The organism is Nautilia sp. (assembly GCF_053994455.1).
Genome location: NZ_JBMYAU010000130.1, coordinates 10,630 through 30,904, shown reverse-complemented (window position 1 = coordinate 30,904; position 20,275 = coordinate 10,630). Strand labels below are relative to the sequence as shown.

The following is a 20,275-nucleotide window of genomic DNA, read 5'->3' as shown; positions in this document are numbered from 1 at the left end:
AAAACCTTCCTATTTTAAAAGAGTACGAAAACAATCTCAAATGGAAAAAAATAATAAACGACGCAATAGAAAACGACGGAATTATCCCATACGTACAGGCCATTGTGGACAACAAAACGAAAAAATCGTACAAACACGAATGTCTTATAAGGCTTAAACATAACGATAAAATTTACACGCCGTATTATTTTTTGGACATAGCGAAAAGAACCCACCAATACGAAACCCTGCAAACAATTATGATAAAAAAATGTTTTGAAAAATTTTCAACGAAAGATTACAAATTTTCAATAAACCTTTCCACCACCGATTTAAAAAACAAACAGTTCTTCGATTTTCTCGTTAAAAACATAAAACGATATAAAGTAGCGGATAAACTTACGATAGAACTTTTAGAAGACGAAGAACTTGTAAAAGACGAAAAAATACACAAAAATATTATGAAACTCAGCAAAATGGGAATAAGCATCGCAATAGACGACTTCGGAAGCGGTTATTCTAATTTCGTATATCTTATTAAAAAACTGCCTATAAACACATTAAAAATCGACGGCACACTTGTAAAAGACATTCTAAAAGACGATAAACTATATAAATTACTTCAAAAAATAGTCGAAATATCAAAAATGTTTAATTTCGAAACTATAGCCGAATTTGTTGAAAATGAAGAACTTTATATCAAATTAAAAGAATTAGATATAGATGCCTTTCAAGGATACTATTTTTCAAAACCTTTTAATATGGAGGAGCTTAAATAAGCCCCCTATTTCAGAATTTCAGGTTTAAACTCCTCTACAAGTCGGTTTTTGTCGGTTTTTAACAAATCCTTTTCCACCAGCCTGTAAATTTTTGAAACGTTTTTTAAATTTTCCAACACGTCTTTTGCGATAGTTTTAGGTAAAGATAAAAACACTTTTTTATCCCCGTACTGTTCTATAAGCATATCCAAATCCTCCGCAACCGCTTTAACTGCCTCACGGTAAATCTCTTCTTTAAGCGTATGTTTTTCACCGCTTGCGGCCCTGTTTAAAAATCCCGCTTTTTTAACACCGGCGTCAAAATCGAGCAGATCCGAAACTTTTTTATGAGCTTCGAGAATGTCAATCGCACTTATCAAATCCAGTTTTATTTCATCCGGTTTCAAACCCGCCTCCGCCTCAGGCGTTCTCGGATTCGCTTTATACGCTTTAATCTCTCCAAGTGTAGCAACTATTACCAAATCACCTACTTTCATTTATTCTCCTTTGTTTTTTAGTATATTAATTATACATCAAAAATCGGTAATTTCCAATTTTTTTTATGGGCGAGTATTCTTATTATAACCCCCGTACACAGCATTAATACGATATTAAAATCGTTGATACCGAAAAAATATAAAAAAACACTTACGAATATACTAACGCTGCCGTAAAAATTTTCTTTCAATATAAAAGGCACCTTGTTAATCAACACATCCCTTAACATACCTCCTCCCACAGCCGTAATCAGAGCCGTAAACACAACGCCGTATATGTTAAAACCGGCATCCAAAGCGACAATACTCCCGGAGATGGAAAAAGAGACAAGACCTATGGAATCGCTTATTAAAAACAATCCTTTTTTTTCAAAATCGAATTTATGAAGTTTAAAACACAATCCGACAATTAAAACCGCCAGAACAAGACTGCCAGGAATAGGATCCGTAAAAGAGTATATATTTCTTTCGGCAAGCAAATCTCTTATTATACCTCCTCCTAATGCCGTTAAAAATGCGCTGATGGTAATACCGAGCAAGTCGAGCCTGTTTCTCACCCCTATGATAAAACCGCTTATTGCAAAGGCTATTATTCCTATAATATCGGTAATTTCTAACATTTTATCCTCTGGAAATGCGTAACGGCCACCGCAATGGCATCGGTTATATCCAAAGGCCTTATTTCGTTTTTTATTCCAAGAATCCTTTTAACCATAAAAGCAACCTGTTCTTTTTTAGCCTTTCCGTTTCCGGTAACGGCCTTTTTTACCTGTAAAGGCGTGTATTCGCTAAAATTTCCGTGAATCTGTAAAATCCTGAGAGAAAGAGCACCCCTGAACTGGGCGAGTTTTAAAACCGTTTTCGGGTTGTACGCATAAAAAATATCCTCAATGGCAACCTCGTCAATCGAAGTGTCGTATATCAGGTCAATGCCTTCTATAAGCTGGGTAAGCTGACACTGAAGATCTTTTTCGGTGATTTTGATAAATCCCGCATCAATCAGTGTAAGCCTCGGTTTTGTTTCTATAACGGCGTATCCGCATTTTATGGTACCCGGATCTATTCCTAATATTTTCATAAGATCCTTTCACAGTTTATTCAATATTTATTCACTGTATATTCACAATGTGAATGAAACGGTTTTACATTTATTTTAGGATATGCTAAAATTTAATTCACATAATTTTTCACAATTTCTTCACAATGTGAAAAAAAAGTTCTTCACAAAGGGATGCTTTGAACCTGTTTGAAAAAATAAAAAATTCACTTAAAAACGAAAACCATGTGAATTATAATAAATTTATAAAAAATTTGGAATTCGACGAAAAAAATTCGACCTCCACAAATCTTATCATTAAGGCCCCGAACATTTTTATCGCCAACTTCGTAAAAAGGAAATATCTTAAAAAAATAAGCGAATTGTATGAAAAAGAGACGGGTATAAAACCCAAAATAGACATAATCACCAAAGAAATAGTACATAAACCGCTTACCATTGAAGAAATTATAGAACCCACGGCTCCGAGTATTCTCATACCCGAATACACATTCGAAAGTTTTATAGTCGGCCCTTCCAACCAGTTCGCCTATACGGCCGCAAAAAGCGTGGCTGAAAACCCGGGCAAAAATTACAACCCCCTGTTTATATACGGAGGAGTCGGTTTAGGAAAAACACATCTTCTTCAGGCCATAGGAAACTACCTGAAAAATTCGCTTAAGGTGCTGTATGTTACAAGCGAACAGTTTATGAATGAATTTACCGAAAACATACGTATGAAAACACCCGAAAGGTTTCACGAAAAATATCGAAACTGCGATATTCTGTTAATAGACGACGTTCAGTTTTTCGCCGGAAAGGAAAGAACCCAGGAAGAGTTTTTCCATACGTTCAACGAACTGTACAACCAGAAAAAACAGATCTGCCTCACAGCCGACAGACCGCCTAAAAAACTTTACGATCTGGTGGACAGGCTAAGAAGCAGGTTTGAAGCCGGTCTTATAGTAGACATACAGCCGCCGGAACTCGAAACGAAAATAGAAATCATAAGAAAAAAATGCGAACTTAATGGCATATACCTGCCGGACGAAATTATCGAATACATTGCTACAAAACTCGATTCGAACATCAGGGAAATAGAAGGGATGATTACGAAAATAAACGCCATGTCAAAAATTTTGGGTATTAACGACATTACGTTAGATTTTGCAAAACAGGCTCTTAAAGAACACATAAAAGACAAAAAAGAGATAATTACACTCGAAGACATTATTAAACTTATCGCAAAAGAATTCAACATAAAACCGAGCGAAATAACTTCCAAAAGCAGAAACAAAAACATAGTACTGGCCAGAAGATGCGCCATATACCTTGCAAGGGAGTTTACAAAAGAATCCACACCTATAATAGCTAAATATTTCGGACTCAAAGATCACAGCGCAGTAAGCCACGCTATAAAAAGTTTCAACAACAAACTCAAAGAAGACAGCGAATTCAGAATAAAAATAGAAGAGCTGAAAAATAAAATACAACTGAAAAAAAGTGAATGAAGTGAATAAAAAATTTTTCACATTCACGCGCCTTTTTTAGGTATAATGGGGAAAAAATAAAGTTTTCACATTTTAACGCATCTTATTACTACTATTATTAAAATTTAAAGAAGGAGAAGAAATGCACATCAAAATCGAAAAGCCCGTCATCGAAAGCATTCTAAACCAGATAATACCGTTTACGGAAAAAAAAGACAACACGCAAATAACATCACACATACTGATAAACGCCGACGACAAACTGACACTTAAAGCAACGGACAAAGAAATAGGCATAATGATGAAAACCGACGCCGAAATAACCGAAACGGGAAAAATAACCATAAACGGAAGAAGATTTCTCGATATTATAAAAACCCTTCAAAACAAGGAAGTCGAAATAAAATCGAAAAACGATCAAATAACAATAACACAGGAAAATTCGGTATACAAACTGACATCGTTCAATCCGGAGGAATTTCCGGAATTCCCAAGTACGGAAGGAATGAACGAAATCAAAACGGAAATAGAGGAATTAAATAGGGCGATAAAAAGAATATATCCGGTAATAGACAACAACAACCCTAAATACGAACTAAACGGAGCCCTTTTCGATTTAAAGGAAAAAAGCAGTTTCGTGTCGACGGATACGAGAAGATTAGCCGTATATTACTCAAACGCGACATCCGCCGAATCAAAAATAATAATACCCAAAAGAAGCATTGCCGAAATAAAAAGAGTAATAAGAGACGATATGAAAATATTCAATGACGACGTATATCTGATATTGAAAAACGAAGACGTACTGTTCTTCACAAAACTCATAAACGGAAAATTCCCGGCATACGAAAAAATAATACCGCAACACCTGAAATACGAAATAACACTTCCGAAAAACGAATTTCTATCACACTTAAAGCAGGTAAGCATAATTTCAAACGAAACAAAAATAACGATAAAACAGAATAAAATAGAATTCGAAAGTATCAGTGACGAAACTATGCAGGCGAAAACGAGTTTTGAGACCGAAACGGAAATAGACGAATTCACATTCGCGGTAAATAGCAGATATATAACCGACTTTTTAAATGTAATCGAAAACGAAACTTTCATATTAGGACTAAACGAACCGAATATACCTTTCGTACTGAAAGACGACAATTTCATAACAATAGTAATGCCTCTGAATATTTGATATAATACTAAAAAAGAGGAGGTAAGAATCTAAAATCTTCTTTAAAACCTTCTCTCCAACTTAGCGAATACCATATTACCCTAAATATAGCAAAAAGGAATTTAATGAGCGATTACGGTGCCAAGAACATCAGAGTATTAAAAGGTCTTGAAGCGGTCAGAAAAAGACCGGGAATGTATATAGGAGACACTTCGGTAAAAGGCCTTCACCACTTGATTTACGAAGTGGTGGACAATTCCATAGACGAAGCTATGGCCGGGTACGCCAGCGAGATAAAAGTAAAGATAAACAAAGACGGAAGTGCCGAAATTTCGGATAACGGAAGAGGAATTCCGGTAGATATACACCCTGAAGAAAAAATTCCGGCCGCAACCGTCGTTTTAACCGTACTGCATGCGGGCGGTAAATTTGACAACAAAACCTATAAGGTTTCAGGCGGTCTGCACGGAGTCGGGGTTTCGGTGGTCAACGCGCTTGCAAAAAAACTCATAATGACCATAAAAAGAGACGGCAAAATATGGAGACAGGAATTTGAAAGGGGAAAACCCGTTACCGATTTGGAAGTTATCGGGAACACAAACAGAACGGGTACCACCATTCAGTTCTGGCCTGATGACGAAATTTTCGAAACAACAACATTTAAAAGCGAAATTTTACAAAAAAGGCTAAAAGAACTTGCTTACCTGAATCCCAACATTACTATCAAATTCGAAAACGAAAACGACGGGATAAAAGAGGAATACCATTACGAAGGCGGCATCAAAGATTTTGTAAAAACCCTTACGAACAAAGAGTGTATTACCGAAGTTGTATATTTCAACGACCATTACAGCGACGAAGAAAAAGCCCTCGACGTTGAGGTGGCTTTGTGTTACGACAGCGGATACGACGAAAAGGTTTTGAGTTTTGTAAACAACATCAGAACCCCTGAAGGCGGAACGCATGAAAGCGGATTTAAAGCTGGGCTTTCTAAAGCTGTAATTAACTACATCAATAAAAATATAAAATTAAAAGAGAATATTAAAGTAACGGGTGATGATGTAAAAGAGGGCCTTAACGCAATTGTCAGCGTTAAAATGAGCGAGCCGCAGTTCGAAGGACAGACAAAAGGAAAACTCGGAAGCTCTTATGTAAAACCCATTACCCAGAAAGTGACTTACGAATATCTGACAAGGTTTTTTGAAGAAAATCCAAACGAAGCCAAACTTATAGCCGAAAAGGCGATTGCCGCGGCAAGAAGCAGAATTGCCGCCAAAAGGGCGAGGGATCTTACGAGAAAACAGGCGAAAGTGGGTGTAGGTACGCTTCCCGGAAAATTGGCGGACTGTCAAAGTAAAGACCCGACAGAATCAGAACTGTATTTGGTAGAGGGTGACAGTGCTGGAGGAAGTGCGAAACAGGGACGGGACAGGGTGTTTCAGGCTATACTGCCGCTTAGGGGTAAAATATTGAACACGCAAAAATCCACAGATGCGAAAGCCCTGAGCAGTGAAGAAATTAAAAATATAATAACAGCACTCGGAACGGGTATAGGCGAAGATTTCGACATAGACAAAATCAGATACAATAAAATAATAATTATGACGGATGCGGATGTAGACGGAAGCCATATCCAGACGCTTATTATGACGTTTTTCTTTAACCATTTAAGGGAAGTTATCGAAAACGGGTATCTTTATATCGCACAGCCTCCTTTATACAGATACAAAAAGGGTAAAATCGAAAAATACCTTAAAGACGATAAAGAACTGAATGAATTTTTAATAGAACAGGGTATAAACTCAATAAATATTACCGGAGTCGGAAAACCTGAACTTAAAGAGCTGTTAAAGTATGCGGCGTTTTATAAGCTTCTGCTTGAGAGGCTTTCAAAAAGATTCAACATCCCTGAAGTTATCAGGTTTTTAATAGAAAACGGCAACTTAGAAGAACTGCCTAAATTCCTTGAAGGATTAGGGTTTAATATTATTTCAAAACATGACGACCATTACTATATCCAGACAAACAGAGGGCTTGAAGAGATTACGATTGACGATAAGCTTCTTAATCATCAGCTGTTTAAGGAAGCCAAAAAGGTTTACGGAAGACTTCAGGAATATAAAGATATAATAGACAGGGATTATTTGGATCTTCTCGAAGAGGTTGTCGAAAAGGCGAGAAAAGGCGCACATATCCAAAGATACAAAGGTCTCGGTGAGATGAATCCGGAACAGCTTTGGGAAACTACAATGAACCCTGAAAACAGGGTGCTCATTCAGGTAACGATGGAAGATGCCGAAAACGCCGCCGAAAAGTTCGAACTTTTCATGGGAAGCGAAGTCGGTCCGAGGCGTGAGTTTATCCAGGCGAATGCAAAAGAAGTTGAAAATATCGACGTATAGGAGATTTAATGCAGATATATTATCAAAACGGTAAATTATTAATTGAAATTGACAAAGATATAGGTAATATCGAAGATATTATAGAATATATCAAAATAAAAGAACTTTTTTATAAAGCCAATAAACTTTCGGAGAATGAAATAAATAAGCTTTCACAAGAAGTTAATAAAAATTATTATAATAATTTTTTAAATGATTTGCTTATTAAAAGAGGAATAATTGAAAATAATAATTGATACTAATATAATTTTTTCTTCTCTTTTATCTTCCAATGAAAAATATTTAAATCTTTTTAATAAATATTATTTTTATGCTCCGAATTATTTAATATACGAAATTTTTAAATATAAGCACAAAATATCTAAATTGTCCAACTTGCAAATTTACGAAATAGATACGTTTTTTTCTTTTATAATAAATAAAATTCATTTTAAGAATGAAAAGGATTTCAGTATATCGTCATTAAAACAAGCTTATGAATTATGTTTTGATGTTGATAAAAATGATATCAGCTTTGTAGCTTTAACTATTGAATTAAACGGAGTATTGTTAACCGGTGATAAAAAGTTATACAACGGTTTAAAAAACAAAGGATTTGATAAATTAATTAAAATGGAGGATGTATTATGAAGTATGGTGAGAAGGAAATTCTTGAATTTAATCCGGAAAATATGGAAATATGGCCTAATAAGCATAAAAAAAACTATTTAATCAAAATCACCCTTCCCGAATTTATGTGTAAATGCCCCAGAAGCGGCTATCCGGATTTTGCAACCGTTTATTTGGAATATATTCCGGATGAGTGGGTGGTTGAATTAAAGGCTCTTAAAATTTTTATAAATTCTTTTATGAACAGATATATTTCCCACGAAGACAGCGCCAACGAAATATTCGACACGCTTTATAATAAACTGAAACCTAAATATATGAAAATAACAATGGATTTCAATCCGAGAGGAAACGTTCACACCGTAATTGAAATAGACAGTGAAAAAATAAAAAACAGTGATTTTATTTAATTACGCTCATACTGAACATAGGCAGGAGCATGGCGGTTACGATAAACCCTATGCTTACGCCTACAACCACTATAAGGGCGGGTTCCAACATACTTAAAAGGGTGTTTATAAGGGATTCGTTTTCTTCAAAGTATATTTCGCTTACGTTTTTTAAAACTTCGTCTATTTTTGACGTTTCTTCCGCAAGTGCCAATGCCTGTAAAAAGCTGTTTTCGAGGTTGAAGCCGGCTTTTTTTAAGGAGACGGACAGTTTTTTTCCTTCCAATACGTCGCTAAGGGCTTTTTGAAACAGCGATTTTATGTATTCGTTTTGAATAGTGTTTGAAGCCATATTGATGGCCTGTATGTAATTTACGCCCGCACCGACCAATACCGATGTCAGGTATGAAAACCTCCCGAGCTCTTTTGAAAGAATGATTTTTTTTAAAACGGGCAGTTTTAAGGAATATTTGTTTATGTAAAATCTGAATTTGTAGTTTTTCGAATAAAGATATTTAAAAAAAACCGCTGTTGCAATAAGTGAGATAAAGATTATTTTCCAGTTGTCCTGAAGGAAATTGCCGCTTTTTATAACTATTTTGGTAATTGCGGGGAGATCCTGATGAAGGTTTTCAAATACTTTTACTATTTTAGGCACTACGGTTGTAAGCATAAAAGAGATCATAAAAACCGCAACGGCAACTATAAACATGGGATAAATAAGGGCCTGTGAGGTTTTTGAGGAAAGTTTTTCCTCGTCTTTTAAAAATTTAGATATCTCTGTTAAAATGATGTCGAGTTTGCCGCTTTCTTCGCCTATTTTTATGGTATTGGCGACATATTCGGGAAGTTTCAGGACTGTTTGGGATTCTATGGCGCTGTAAAGGGATTTTCCTTCTTTTATTGAATTTTGCAGATAATCGAGAAATTTTACTATTTTTACGTTTTGTGTCTGGTTTTTCGTCAGGTTTATGGCGCTTACCAAAGGAATGGAGGAGTTTAAATAAAGACCTATCGAATTAAACAGTTTCGAAAGTTCTTTTGATGGTGTTTTTCTGAATGAAACGTTTATGCTGAAATTTTTAATCTGTTTAATATCGGTAACGAGAATATTTTCAAGTTTTGAAATAGCCTCTTTTTCATTTGACGCTTCTATTTTGCCTTTTATTTTTTTACCTGTTTTGTCATAGCCGCTGTATTTGAATTTCACTTTTTAGCCTTTAGTCTTTAAGTCCGACTCTTACCGCCTCTTTAAGGGAGGTTTCTCCGTTTATAATCAGTTCGCACAGGTTTTCCTGGATTGTTTTCATACCGTGTGCAATCATTCTGTTTTTAAGTTCTATATCGTTTGTGCCTTCGGCTATCAAAGCTTTTATTTCATCGTTCATAATAAACAGCTCCCCTACCGCTTTTCTTTTTACGTAGCCCGTAAAATTGCACTTCGGGCAGCCTTTGGGTTTATAGATTTTTTCCGTTCGGTATTTTTTTAACAGGGGGTTTTTATTTATTATTTTCATATATTCCCCGCTTTCCTCTTCCGTTTTGCATTCGCATAAAATTCTTACTAATCTTTGGGAAAGGATTCCTATTAAGGAAGAGGCTATTAAGAACGGCTCTATTCCCATATCCATAAGCCTTGTTACGGTTGAAGCGGCGTTGTTCGTATGAAGCGTGGAGAGCATAAGGTGCCCCGTTAAAGCCGCCTGTATGGCTATTGTGGCGGTTTCCTTGTCTCTTATCTCACCGACCATTATAATATCAGGATCCTGCCTTAAAATGCTTCTGAGCCCTGAGCTGAACGTAAGCCCGACTTTTGTGTTCACCTGTATCTGGTTGATGTTGTCCGCTTTGTATTCCACCGGGTCTTCTATAGTTATTATGTTTTTGGTCGTGTCCGCAATTGTCTGCAGAAAACTGTGAAGGGTTGTTGATTTACCGCTTCCGGTCGGACCCGTTACCAATATCATTCCGTAGGAGTGTTCGAGCAGTTCTTTAAATCCTTCCGTTACCCTCGTATCGAATCCGAGACGTGCGAGGCTCGGTATGTCCTCGCTTTCCATCAAGAGTCTCAAAACCGCTTTTTCACCGAAATATGTCGGAATAATCGAAACCCTTATGTCCGTTGTTTTGTTTGCGATTTTTATCTGGCATCTTCCGTCTTGGGGGATTCTTTTTTCGCTTATGTCAAGGTTTGATATGACTTTTATTCTGTTTATTACGAGGTTTGTTATCTGTTTTTGCACTGTGGCCTGCGTAATTAAAATGCCGTCTATCCTGAATCTTATACTTCCGAAATTTTCATGCGTTTCTATGTGTATGTCACTTGCCCTTCTTTTTACGGCCTGAAAAAACATTGAGTTTACGAATTTTATAATAGGGGCCGAGTTTTCAGAATCCAAAATGTCAAGTCCGCCTTTTATGAAATCGTCGAGGCTTAAATCCTCTTCAAGTTCTATGTCGCTTTGCAGATCTTTTTGTGTTTTGACTTCAAGAAACTGGTTAAGAAGCCTGTTGAACGATTCGGAATCCGTTATTATTATTTCAAAAGGAAGATCCGTTTTATTGTAAAAATTAAGAGCGTCAATCATATTTTCCTTGGTTGTGAAAAAATAACGGGTGTTTTCAAAAACACCCGGAAGAAGAAAAAATTTTATACCTTTTTCAATATCGAAATTTTCGGGAGTGAAAGCTTTGGGGTTTATGTTTTGAAGCGTTTTCATTTTATCTTCTTCTTTTTGATATATTCGAGTGCGAATTTTCTTTCTAGTTCGTTCAGTTTTCCTAAGGTCAGCCTCAGCTTGTTCAGATCCGTGCTTTTCTTTACTATATAAGGCGTCAGCAGAATTACGAGGGTCGTTTTGTCCTTATTCACCTCTTTGTGTCTGAAAAGAGCCCCTAATACCGGGATGTCTCCTAAGAAGGGAACTTTTTTTACGGTTATGTCTTTATTGTTTTTTACAAGCCCGCCTATGATAATGCTCTGGCCGTTGCTTACTATGGTTGTTGTTTTAATATCCCTTTTTGACGTTATCGGAAGAGTATTGTCCGGTGAGCCCGGAAGTATGTCCTCAACGACGGCTTTTACGTCTAACGAAACCTTGTTGTCGCTGTCGATTCTCGGTTTTATCTGAAGAGTAAGACCTATATCCTGTCTTGAATAGGATACGCTTGTGGATGTGGAGGTTGTCTGTCCGGTTTTGACGGATACGGTTTTACCCACATATATGGTCGAAGGGGTGTTGTTTATACATAAAATGGAGGGTTCGCTCAGTTTTTTGGCGGCTCCGAACGTTTCTAAAAGATCTATCGTGGCTCCTAAGGCGAGTCCGTGTTGTATTGTCGGAAGGGTCAGTCCCAAAGACTGTATATCCGGCAGCACTATGGAGGCCCCTCCGAAATTCGCGCTCATCGTATATAGGCCGCTGCTGCTGGTACTGAGTCCGTAAAGACCGAGTTTACTGCCTATTTCGGAAGCTTTGAGATTGCTTATTTCAAGTATTTTGGCTTTGACGTAAACCTGCATTTTAGGGATGTCAAGAGCGCTTATAATCGTTTTTAGCGTTTCCATCTGTTCGGGGGAAGCGATTATTATTAAAGAGTTTGTCTCTTTGTCTTCCGTCACCGAAGGGGTGTTTTTTTTGTATTTCAGTTTTACTATTTTTTCTATTACTTTCGCCATATTTGATACGTCCGAATTTTTAAGCGTTATTATTTCGGTAATCTGATCCACCGGTTTCGGTTTCTTATCCAATTTTACAATGCTGGTTTTTATTTTATTTATTATTTTTATGGGACCCACTAAAATAATACCGTTGTTTCCGTCGTTTTCTATTAATTTGTATTTATAAATTTTAGGGTTGTAAAGAGTGGCCGCAATATCTTTTATTTTTGGAAAAATTTTTGTAACCTGGGCGTATTTTAGGTTGTAGTAGATTATGTCAGGTCTGTTTAGCGTATCGATTTTGGCAAGCAGTTTTTTAATTACGGAGATGTTATTCGGATAATCGGTTATTATCAGCAGGTTTTTGTCGTTGTTAACGACTATTTTGCCGTATCTGCTCCTAAGAAAGCTTACCTGTGCGTATGCATCTCTTGCGAGTATATTGTGAAGGTTTATGATATCCGTTTTCATCTGGTATATGTCGGTTTTCATAGGGGGCGCTTCTTTTAAGATATCGGCTGTTCTTAAAACTTTGAGATATCCTTTTTCCGAAACGATTGTGTATCCTTTAGAGCGCAGAATATTAAGAAGAATGGTGTAAATTTCATTCTCATTGACCGGTTTTACGGATATGAAATTCACTTTTCCCCTTATATCGTTCGGAAGCAGAATGTTTTTGTCCGTTATTTTCGCCACCATTTTAATAAAGTCTTTAATGTCCAAATCCTTAAAACTCAGATCTATAAGTCTCGCCTGTAAACCTATAGCCAAAATAAAAATAATTTTAATCCAGTTCATAACGTAAAACCTTTATTTTGTTGTTTCTTAAAATTTCTATTTCTAAAAAGTCATAGTTGTCTATGTTTTTATAAAACTGCCATGCCTGTGCGTCGTTGCTCAGGTTTTTTCCGTTTACTTTTAAAATAACGTCGCCTTTTTTTAAGCCTATTTTTTGAAATATCGAATTTGCTCTGACGTATGTTATTTTATATCCCTGCCTCAGTTTTATTATTCCTATGTTCCGCCAGATTTTTGAAAAATTATGCTTGTATTCGTTTATAACGTTTTTGTTTACGACAAACGTGCCGTTTTGTGTTTTTTCGCTGTATGCCGAATCCGGGGCGGTTTTTTGAAATTTTATAATATATTCGTTTCCATTTTTGGAAAAGACCGCGGAATCGGGGTTTATTTTTATAAGTTTGTAACCTTTGTAATATCCGTTTAAATCTATAAAGCGTGTTTGTTTGTCCTTTACTATTATGAACGATTTTTTTCCGTTGATGTATACCGCCTTTAACACGACACCTTTTAATGTTTCCGTTATTTTATTCGTTATTGATTTTTCTGTTTTTTTGTTTTGAGAAACGAAAATGTGAGAGAGCCTGATATTGAAAAAACTGCGGCCGTTTTCGGGTATGAAATGATAAACGGGTGTGTTAGGCAGGAAAAACTCCGCTATGCTCCATAAAAAAAAGGCCGCCGCAAAAGAAACTCCGAAATAACATAGGTTTTTAATAAGCCGCATAATAAAAATATCCTTTTTTGTCTTTTTTCAGCAGTTTTTCAATATCCGCTTTTTTTATGTTTGTAAAATATATTTTAACAAAGCGTTTTGAAAGATCCGCGTAACCGTTTATATCGGCTACGTTTGAGACGGCTTTTATTTCTATTTTCAGCGGATTTGTTATAGAGTATGTGATTTCGGCCTTTTTTATAGCGTAGTTTCCTATGTCCAGTTTTAAATCCGTCAAATGGATTTTATTGTAAAAAATGAACATATAGGCTTTTGCTTTTTTCAAATCGGCCATTTTTATGTCGTTGTAGTATATTTTCGCATTGTTTATCCGAATCTCTTTCAAAGATGAGGTTACATCGCTTTTTATGTAAATTTGTTTTTCGTAAAGTTTTTTTTGCAAAAGGTAAAAAAGCTCCTCTTTAGGCAAAAAGACGATAACTCCTAAAAGAAAACCGGATAGTATTATAAGAAACTTTTTCATCTGTATATCTCCGCGTAAAATCTTATAAGAGATCCGTTTTCATCGGAGAGTGTAAAGGTTTTTAGTTTTACCGGTGATCTTAAAAACGACGATATTTTATAAATGTTTTTAATGTCCGTTTTGCAGCTGATTTTATATATTTTCGAGTCCTCTTCAAAGTTACAGATTTTTCTGAGTATTTTTAACGGCTTGGTCGAATATTTGTTTTTAAGGCGGTTTATTTCGTAAATTTCGGTTTTGAAATCGTTTATGTATTCAATTTCGTTTTTAAGTTCTTTTTTGCTTGAAACGTAAAACTTAAAACTCCACAGTGTTGCCGTCAGAAAAAGCAGGGCGGTTAAAATCAGTATTTTTTTATTCATATAATTCGGCCTTGTAGAGTGAATTTTTAAATTCGGATTTGACTTTGAACCTTTTTTTAAAATAAAAATCGAGGTTTCTGTCCGTTTTTACGGAAACGGTGAATGTTTTGTTGGAAAATGAAAGGTTTAAAAATTTTTCCCCTTTTTTCAGCGGGGTTTTCGTTATGTATTCAAGATCTTTTCTTATAAGTGTCTGTGTTTTGTCCGTTTTTTTTAAAGATGAGAGTATGGAATTTAACTGAAACGTTGTGGGTGGAAGGTTGTAACGTTTTATAAGTTTTGTTTTTTCATTTTCGAGTGTCCCGTATGAAATGCGGTTTTTTATTGTTTTTATGATAAAACCGCCGTTTAAAAGCAGGAATATTGTAACGGCTGCGGCTATTAGCCCTTTGTCTATGTTTATTCTGTCGTACAGGGTTACTTTATTGTTCGTAAGTTTAAGATCCGGGAGTATTTCGTCTATAAACGGGGCGTTTTTTACGTTTGGAAAACAGAAGAGAAGATCGTCTATTTTCTGGATGGAATGGTTTTCGGATACGTTTATAACGTCGTATTTGTACAGTTCGCTCTGTGCCAGTCGGATTGAATTTATATATTTTTTTTCTATGTTCAGCTTCAGTTTTTTGTTTATGGCGTAAGCGAAGTATTTTCCTTCTATTTTCATGGCGTCGTAAATATACCCGTCGTTCAGCTGAAAAAGCGATTTTGCTATTTTTTTGGCGTCTTTCAGGGATTTTACCGGTATTTCTATTTTTTTTATCCAGTAGTACTGAGGCGAAAGTATTATGTCGACCGGCTCTTTTATATGCTGATTGAATTCTTTAGTATACAGGATTACTTTCAATTGAAACTGCCTTTTTCGTATGTATGTTATAAATTATGTCGAATGACTCTTTTTTTTCGTTTATAAAATATTGTATGTTTATTTTTATCAGAAAGTCGTTTTTATTTTTAAATTCAATTATATCGAAATTTTGAACGGTTTGATTGTTTTCTTCGGTAAGTATGTTTTCGCATGTCGGTTTTCCGTTAAACTGCAGACCTAAAAATTCGGCCGTTTTTTTGTTTAAAAGGCTGCATTCGAGTATATGCTTTGAACCGTCCGAGAAAAAAATCAGTTTTTTCCACGGAACTTTGTAAATGTTTTTGTCGTCCGTGATTTTTACGTAGTATTTTTCTATAAGTTCGAAGTGTTTGAAATTGTATATTTTTCCGTTTTGAAAAAAAGGATCGTTTAAAATGATTTCGCTGTAGCCTTCCCTTTCCGTTTTGTCGGTGTCTATCGTGTCAAGAAGGAGATCTTTAAAAAGGGCCGGATTTTGTATTTCGTAATACTCTAAAACATTGTCGAGGAAAAAGTTTATGTTTTTGTTTATTTTTCCGTTTTGCAAAAATGCGTTGATGTCTATTTTGTTAAAAAGCGGCGTTATTGTGTAAACGGCCCTGAATTCCCCTTTTTCGTCGGAAATAAAAAATGTCGTAAAAATTCCGTCGAGCTTTTTTGAAGAGTTTATATCCTCCGTAATTTCGGAAAGCGCCGTTAACGTGTCTTTTATCAGTACGGAATTCTGCGCTATATATACGTTTGATGACGAAGAGGCCTTTTTCGATACGGACAAAACAGCGGAAATAATGCCTAATGCTATGAATAAAAAAGTGATTGTGACAAAAAGGGCTACGGATTTTTTCATTGTTTCCTTTTTTGATAAAATTATAACACCGAATATCTAAAAAGGAAAAAAAATGAATTTGAACGTTAAATTGACGGCAGGGTGTATAGCGGGTGTTTTGTTGTTTGCGGGCTGCGGTACCAGTACGGATAATTCAACCGCTTCTTCAAGTACCGGAACCGGTTCGGTAACGGTGGATGCGAACAGTCTTGTGGTCGGGAAAATAAATTTTTACGATTACAACAACAAGGCAATAAGCGTACCTTACAATACGTATGTGAGAATAGTTCCCGATTCTTTTGTTTCCCAGAATATCTACGACGGTGTAAACTGCAAGGTTGAAAGCGACGGAAGTTTCGGAAAAGACTGCAGGGTGGATTCCGGTTATGAGGATGAAATCCAAAGAGCTCTTGAAAACAATGAAACTTTCCAGTTTGCCATATATGCGGAAAACGGAAACGACGTGTATCACTGGAACAGCGACGAACACGCGTATTTTGTTGACGATAACGTTACCAAAAACGATATTGCGAATTTTGATTTGCACATAAAAAGAGCGTGTATCGGGGAAATGTTCGGTTACAACTGGTTTAAGGTTCTTCAGAAATATGCGGGGGATTACAGATATGAAAAATCGGTTGTGACGCTCGGGAACAATCAAATCAACCTATATACCACAAAAGAGGACGGTAATGAAACAAGAGCGGCGGTAAATACGTATATTTACAACGGTGCAGGTGAAATATACACGAAAGTCGTTTTAAACGAAGGGGGGCCTTACAGAAAATATAAGGTCGTTGCGGCCACCGATATAAGTTTGGATTACAATAATTCAAAAGTCGGTTATTACGCCGGATTGAACATTAAACCTTTTTATATCGGATTTTGGGGAGGGTTATACGATTACAGCGGCGATTTCAACGAATATAACGCAGGAGGCTGCTCTTTAAGTTCGTCCGTTGAAGGTGAGGTTTTAAAAACTTATATTTTAAATAACAACGGCGTAATAACATATAAGGTTACTGACGATGGCGGAAATGTTCTTTGTCAGAAGGATTATAACACGAGTGATTTGAACTTTACGGGTACTGTCGTGTTAGATTATGCCAAAACGGCTGTACAGATAGACGACGACAACGCCGCCGACAACAACGACACCGCCGGCAGTGAAGTAAACGCCACGGTTCTGGATTTTTATGCAAAATAAAGGAAAAAAATGAAAAAAGCGTTCAGTTTGATTGAGGTGATGATCGTTATAGTAATACTAGGTCTTATCGCCTCTCTTGTCGTTCCTAATTTAATAGGGCAGAGTGAAAAAGCAAAAGAAAAACTTGTGTGTATTCAGATGAAGTCCCTTAAAAACGCACTCGATTCCTTTAAAGTTGACGAGGGTGTGTATCCTTCCACGGAGGAGGGGCTAAAAGCGCTGATTAAAAACCCTGACCCTCAGAAATATAAAAACTATCCTAAAGACGGTTTTTTAAATTCGAAAAAACTGCCTAAGGATCCTTGGGGCAACGATTACATTTATGTAAACAACGAAGGAGATATAGATATCATCTCTTTAGGCGCCGACGGAAAAGAGGGCGGCAAAGGTGAAAACAAAGACATCAGACTCAGCGAATGCGGAAATTAGGATTTACTCTTATAGAACTTTTAACGGTAATTATTTTAATGGGGGTTATAACGTTTTTGGCAGTTAAGCTTCCTGAGTTTTCGCAAAAACACACTTCTGTAACCGATTTGAGAAAAGAGCTTTATCCCGACGGTTTTATAACCGTTTACAAAAACGGGAGAATTAAAAGCGATAAAAAAACCGTTTTCAGGTGTCTTAACCCTTTCGTTTACGAATATAAAGACGGAAGATTTGAAAAAAAAACGTTTGAAGACGAAAAAATATTCGAATACAGGGTCGTAAACGGCATAGGAGAGAGTTTTATACTTTCCTGTAAAGACGGGTATTACGTATTCAAACCGTTTTCGGTAACCCGTGCCGAATCTTTGAAAAAGGCGCAGGAACTGTTTTTGTGCAAGGGTTACGAGCCTTCTGATGGAAACGTGAAATGAAGGCTTTTACATTGATAGAGGTTATTATAGCCGTAATGCTCTCTTTTATTATATCGTCGGCGGTTTTTTCAGTTATTTCGGAAGGTGAGAAAATACTCTCCCTTGCGAAGACGAGAGGGGAATTTTCCTACAGGGCGAGTGTGGGGGTGTTGGAAAAAGATGCTAAAAACGTTTATGAAATGTTAAAAGGGTTCGGCATAAAAAACGATAAAATCATAAAAGAGCTGAAAAAAGAGAAGCTTTATGTAAAATATAACACGGAGTATTCCGAAAAAATAGATTCCGTGAATACACTTGTTTTAAAGAAAATAAAAATTTACGACAAAACGTCGTCCGTTTATGTTTATTCCGCGGAGATAAAGTGAAAAAATCGTTCACACTTATAGAACTGCTTATATCGGTGGTGATACTCTCGATTCTTTTTCTGGCTTTAAGCAATGTTATATCATATTCGAAAAACAGCGGAGGCGTACTTGAAAAAAGATATGAAAAACAGCTTAAGTTTGATCTTTACATGAAGGTTTTATATTATGATTTATTAAACGGCGGCGAAATTAATGTAACAGGTTCGGGGGATTATTCGGTTGTAAAAATCCGTACTTCAAATTCCCTTCATTTTATACCGGAGCCTTATGTGGTATGGTATGTTAGCAAAAAACACAATACGCTTATGAGGCTCGAATCCCCTGAGGTTGTAAATTTGTTAAAATTACCGCCGGATTACTATTTGGATAAATTCGTACAAAATGTTAAAATATTCAAAATTTATGTTAAAGACGGTAAATATTTTATTTATATGGATAACGGCAGACCTATTTATTTTGAAATGTACAAAGGATTTTAATGATTGTAAAAGCGCTTGAAAGCAGATACAAACCCACGGACGTCGCTGTGGGAAGTGCGAGAAGCTGCTATTTCGGAAAACATATAATAACGCCTGAGAGTGCGGCCGGGTGGGATAAGAAAAATAATCTTTTAAACTCCATATTTAAAGCAGGGCACCATACGACGCTTATGCATTACAATTTTACGTTTTTAATTGAAGGTGTGAGCAGGCTTTTGATATGGAGGCTTTTGCATTCCCATCCTTTTTACAATTCCGAGCAGGTAAGCCAGAGATATGCTAAAATGAAAATAGAAAACTTCACCTACCCTAAAAACGCCGACAGGGAAAAATGGCAAAAATACTATGAAAATATGTTTTTTTATTATGAAAAGCTGATTGAAGAACTTACACCTGAAATAGAAAAAGCGCTTCCTAAATTCAAACAAAAAGAAGCGAAAAAAAGGGCACAGGAGTTTGCGAGGTATCTTCTGCCTTTAGGAATGAACGCACATCTTTACCATACGGTTAACGTAATTACGGCCTTAAGATACATAAATGCGGTTAAAGTTATTCCCGAAGCCAGGGCGGAGGCGGAAGAGTTTGCCTCCCAGCTGAAAAGGGAGATGCTAAAAATCGACAAAGACCTTGCGCCTTTGATTGAGTTTGCCGAAAACGAGTGGGTCGTTTTTCCAAACATAGATATTGAAAAAATTAAAAAAGAAAAAAATGTTTCCGAAAAAGTTGAGGTGTTTGACGTAGTGGATTACGATTTTGAACTTAACGAAAACTATGCGGGGGTTTTGAGGGCTTCTAATATGTATCTTGACGAAGCGATACTCGGGAGTTTTAATTCGTATATCAAGCTTTCCCTGAGCGCGGACGCTCAAAACCAGCGCCACAGGCGCTCCCCGGCGGTCCGTCCGAAACTCGAAAGTATTTACAGACGAGATTTTTATATGCCTAAAATATGCAGCAGCGTAAAAGAGCTTTATTTGAGGGCTGTGGAATATTCTTACGACTTTTTTGAAAACCAGAAAAGTCTGCTCGGCTTCGGGGAGGCGGCTTACGCGCTTTTAAACGCCCATAACATTGAAATAATAGAGCATAACGATTTCCAGGAGTTTGCCCACAAAGCCCAGATGAGACTTTGTTACAACGCCCAGGAGGAGATATTTGACATTGTTTACGCGCAGATAAGAAAACTGAAAAAAGCGGGGGTGAAGGCTGCCGATAAATTTCTTCCGCCATGTACGTTGAGGTATTTTGAAGGTATAAAACCCGTATGTCCGGAAGGGGACAGATTCTGCGGTACGAAAGTATGGAAAATGGATTTTGAAGGATATCAGAGAATAATTTAG

The 20,275-nt window shown here is 36.5% G+C and carries 24 protein-coding genes; 13 read left to right on the top strand and 11 right to left on the bottom strand.

Going from position 1 to position 20,275, the window contains the following annotated elements; translation table 11 throughout:
* Nucleotides 1–758, top strand: a 758-nt coding sequence (locus ACXJIE_RS09245) for an EAL domain-containing protein (RefSeq protein ID WP_456480688.1), incomplete at its 5' end; no start/stop codon positions are given.
* A 5-nt stretch (nt 759–763) separates the two neighbouring features.
* Here the strand turns inward: ACXJIE_RS09245 and ACXJIE_RS09240 are convergent.
* The 3 genes from ACXJIE_RS09240 to ruvC are packed head-to-tail and all read right to left on the bottom strand — an operon-like array spanning nt 764 to nt 2,312.
* On the bottom strand, nt 764–1,234 hold the full coding sequence (locus ACXJIE_RS09240) for a hypothetical protein (RefSeq protein ID WP_456480687.1): 471 nt from the start codon (nt 1,232–1,234) through the stop codon (nt 764–766).
* Nucleotides 1,235–1,263: 29 nt separating this feature from the next.
* Nucleotides 1,264–1,854, bottom strand: a complete 591-nt coding sequence (locus tag ACXJIE_RS09235) for a trimeric intracellular cation channel family protein (protein WP_456480686.1) — start codon at nt 1,852–1,854, stop codon at nt 1,264–1,266.
* The gene (ruvC, locus tag ACXJIE_RS09230; protein ID WP_456480685.1) at nt 1,848–2,312 is read right to left on the bottom strand and encodes a crossover junction endodeoxyribonuclease RuvC; all 465 of its coding nucleotides are present in this window, start codon (nt 2,310–2,312) and stop codon (nt 1,848–1,850) included. The genes ACXJIE_RS09235 and ruvC overlap by 7 nt, the downstream gene beginning before the upstream one ends.
* Before the next feature lie 158 nt (nt 2,313–2,470).
* Between ruvC and dnaA the strand changes: the two genes are divergently transcribed.
* The 6 genes from dnaA (at nt 2,471) to queF (ending at nt 8,355) form a co-directional block, all read left to right on the top strand.
* Nucleotides 2,471–3,781 carry a chromosomal replication initiator protein DnaA gene (gene dnaA, locus ACXJIE_RS09225; RefSeq protein ID WP_456480684.1) on the top strand — a complete coding sequence of 437 codons (1,311 nt, stop codon included), beginning with the start codon at nt 2,471–2,473 and terminating at the stop codon, nt 3,779–3,781.
* A gap of 121 nt (nt 3,782–3,902) precedes the next feature.
* Nucleotides 3,903–4,955 carry a DNA polymerase III subunit beta gene (gene dnaN, locus ACXJIE_RS09220; RefSeq protein ID WP_456480683.1) on the top strand — a complete coding sequence of 351 codons (1,053 nt, stop codon included), beginning with the start codon at nt 3,903–3,905 and terminating at the stop codon, nt 4,953–4,955.
* 104 nt (nt 4,956–5,059) lie between these two features.
* Nucleotides 5,060–7,336, top strand: a complete 2,277-nt coding sequence (gyrB, locus tag ACXJIE_RS09215; protein ID WP_456480682.1) for a DNA topoisomerase (ATP-hydrolyzing) subunit B — start codon at nt 5,060–5,062, stop codon at nt 7,334–7,336.
* Nucleotides 7,337–7,344: 8 nt separating this feature from the next.
* Entirely contained in the window at nt 7,345–7,572 is a 228-nt protein-coding gene (locus ACXJIE_RS09210; protein WP_456480681.1) for a hypothetical protein, read from the top strand.
* A complete protein-coding gene (locus ACXJIE_RS09205; protein ID WP_456480680.1) occupies nt 7,556–7,966 on the top strand; it encodes a PIN domain-containing protein in 411 nt (136 codons plus the stop codon). The genes ACXJIE_RS09210 and ACXJIE_RS09205 overlap by 17 nt, the downstream gene beginning before the upstream one ends.
* Nucleotides 7,963–8,355, top strand: a complete 393-nt coding sequence (gene queF / locus ACXJIE_RS09200; RefSeq protein ID WP_456480679.1) for a preQ(1) synthase — start codon at nt 7,963–7,965, stop codon at nt 8,353–8,355. Before ACXJIE_RS09205 ends, queF begins: the two co-directional genes overlap by 4 nt.
* Here queF and ACXJIE_RS09195 read toward each other — a convergent pair.
* Genes ACXJIE_RS09195 through ACXJIE_RS09160 form a run of 8 tightly spaced genes read right to left on the bottom strand, consistent with a single transcriptional unit; the run spans nt 8,348 to nt 16,045 of the window.
* Nucleotides 8,348–9,544 carry a type II secretion system F family protein gene (locus ACXJIE_RS09195; protein WP_456480678.1) on the bottom strand — a complete coding sequence of 399 codons (1,197 nt, stop codon included), beginning with the start codon at nt 9,542–9,544 and terminating at the stop codon, nt 8,348–8,350. The two genes, queF and ACXJIE_RS09195, sit on opposite strands and share 8 nt — an antisense overlap.
* A gap of 10 nt (nt 9,545–9,554) precedes the next feature.
* Nucleotides 9,555–11,054 carry a GspE/PulE family protein gene (locus ACXJIE_RS09190; protein WP_456480677.1) on the bottom strand — a complete coding sequence of 500 codons (1,500 nt, stop codon included), beginning with the start codon at nt 11,052–11,054 and terminating at the stop codon, nt 9,555–9,557.
* Nucleotides 11,051–12,793 carry a secretin GspD/PilQ domain-containing protein gene (locus ACXJIE_RS09185; protein WP_456480676.1) on the bottom strand — a complete coding sequence of 581 codons (1,743 nt, stop codon included), beginning with the start codon at nt 12,791–12,793 and terminating at the stop codon, nt 11,051–11,053. The genes ACXJIE_RS09190 and ACXJIE_RS09185 overlap by 4 nt, the downstream gene beginning before the upstream one ends.
* Complete coding sequence (locus ACXJIE_RS09180; RefSeq protein ID WP_456480675.1) at nt 12,780–13,520, bottom strand: PDZ domain-containing protein; 741 nt, start codon at nt 13,518–13,520, stop codon at nt 12,780–12,782. The genes ACXJIE_RS09185 and ACXJIE_RS09180 overlap by 14 nt, the downstream gene beginning before the upstream one ends.
* On the bottom strand, nt 13,507–13,992 hold the full coding sequence (locus ACXJIE_RS09175; protein WP_456480674.1) for a hypothetical protein: 486 nt from the start codon (nt 13,990–13,992) through the stop codon (nt 13,507–13,509). Before ACXJIE_RS09175 ends, ACXJIE_RS09180 begins: the two co-directional genes overlap by 14 nt.
* Nucleotides 13,989–14,354: a hypothetical protein gene (locus ACXJIE_RS09170; protein ID WP_456480673.1), complete on the bottom strand. Its 366-nt coding sequence runs from the start codon at nt 14,352–14,354 to the stop codon at nt 13,989–13,991. The genes ACXJIE_RS09175 and ACXJIE_RS09170 overlap by 4 nt, the downstream gene beginning before the upstream one ends.
* Nucleotides 14,347–15,198 (bottom strand): hypothetical protein, encoded by an 852-nt coding sequence (locus tag ACXJIE_RS09165; protein ID WP_456480672.1) that lies wholly within the window; start codon nt 15,196–15,198, stop codon nt 14,347–14,349. The genes ACXJIE_RS09170 and ACXJIE_RS09165 overlap by 8 nt, the downstream gene beginning before the upstream one ends.
* Entirely contained in the window at nt 15,176–16,045 is an 870-nt protein-coding gene (locus ACXJIE_RS09160; protein WP_456480671.1) for a hypothetical protein, read from the bottom strand. Before ACXJIE_RS09160 ends, ACXJIE_RS09165 begins: the two co-directional genes overlap by 23 nt.
* Before the next feature lie 52 nt (nt 16,046–16,097).
* Here ACXJIE_RS09160 and ACXJIE_RS09155 point away from each other — a divergent pair, with 52 nt between their 5' ends.
* Genes ACXJIE_RS09155 through ACXJIE_RS09130 form a run of 6 tightly spaced genes read left to right on the top strand, consistent with a single transcriptional unit; the run spans nt 16,098 to nt 20,275 of the window.
* Nucleotides 16,098–17,231, top strand: coding sequence for a hypothetical protein (locus tag ACXJIE_RS09155; protein WP_456480670.1), 1,134 nt, complete (start codon nt 16,098–16,100; stop codon nt 17,229–17,231).
* 9 nt (nt 17,232–17,240) lie between these two features.
* On the top strand, nt 17,241–17,660 hold the full coding sequence (gene gspG, locus ACXJIE_RS09150) for a type II secretion system major pseudopilin GspG (protein ID WP_456480669.1): 420 nt from the start codon (nt 17,241–17,243) through the stop codon (nt 17,658–17,660).
* Nucleotides 17,648–18,091 (top strand): pilus assembly FimT family protein, encoded by a 444-nt coding sequence (locus ACXJIE_RS09145; protein WP_456480668.1) that lies wholly within the window; start codon nt 17,648–17,650, stop codon nt 18,089–18,091. Before gspG ends, ACXJIE_RS09145 begins: the two co-directional genes overlap by 13 nt.
* A complete protein-coding gene (locus ACXJIE_RS09140) occupies nt 18,088–18,456 on the top strand; it encodes a hypothetical protein (RefSeq protein WP_456480667.1) in 369 nt (122 codons plus the stop codon). Before ACXJIE_RS09145 ends, ACXJIE_RS09140 begins: the two co-directional genes overlap by 4 nt.
* Nucleotides 18,453–18,935 carry a type II secretion system protein gene (locus tag ACXJIE_RS09135; RefSeq protein ID WP_456480666.1) on the top strand — a complete coding sequence of 161 codons (483 nt, stop codon included), beginning with the start codon at nt 18,453–18,455 and terminating at the stop codon, nt 18,933–18,935. Before ACXJIE_RS09140 ends, ACXJIE_RS09135 begins: the two co-directional genes overlap by 4 nt.
* Nucleotides 18,935–20,275, top strand: a complete 1,341-nt coding sequence (locus ACXJIE_RS09130; protein WP_456480665.1) for an FAD-dependent thymidylate synthase — start codon at nt 18,935–18,937, stop codon at nt 20,273–20,275. The genes ACXJIE_RS09135 and ACXJIE_RS09130 overlap by 1 nt, the downstream gene beginning before the upstream one ends.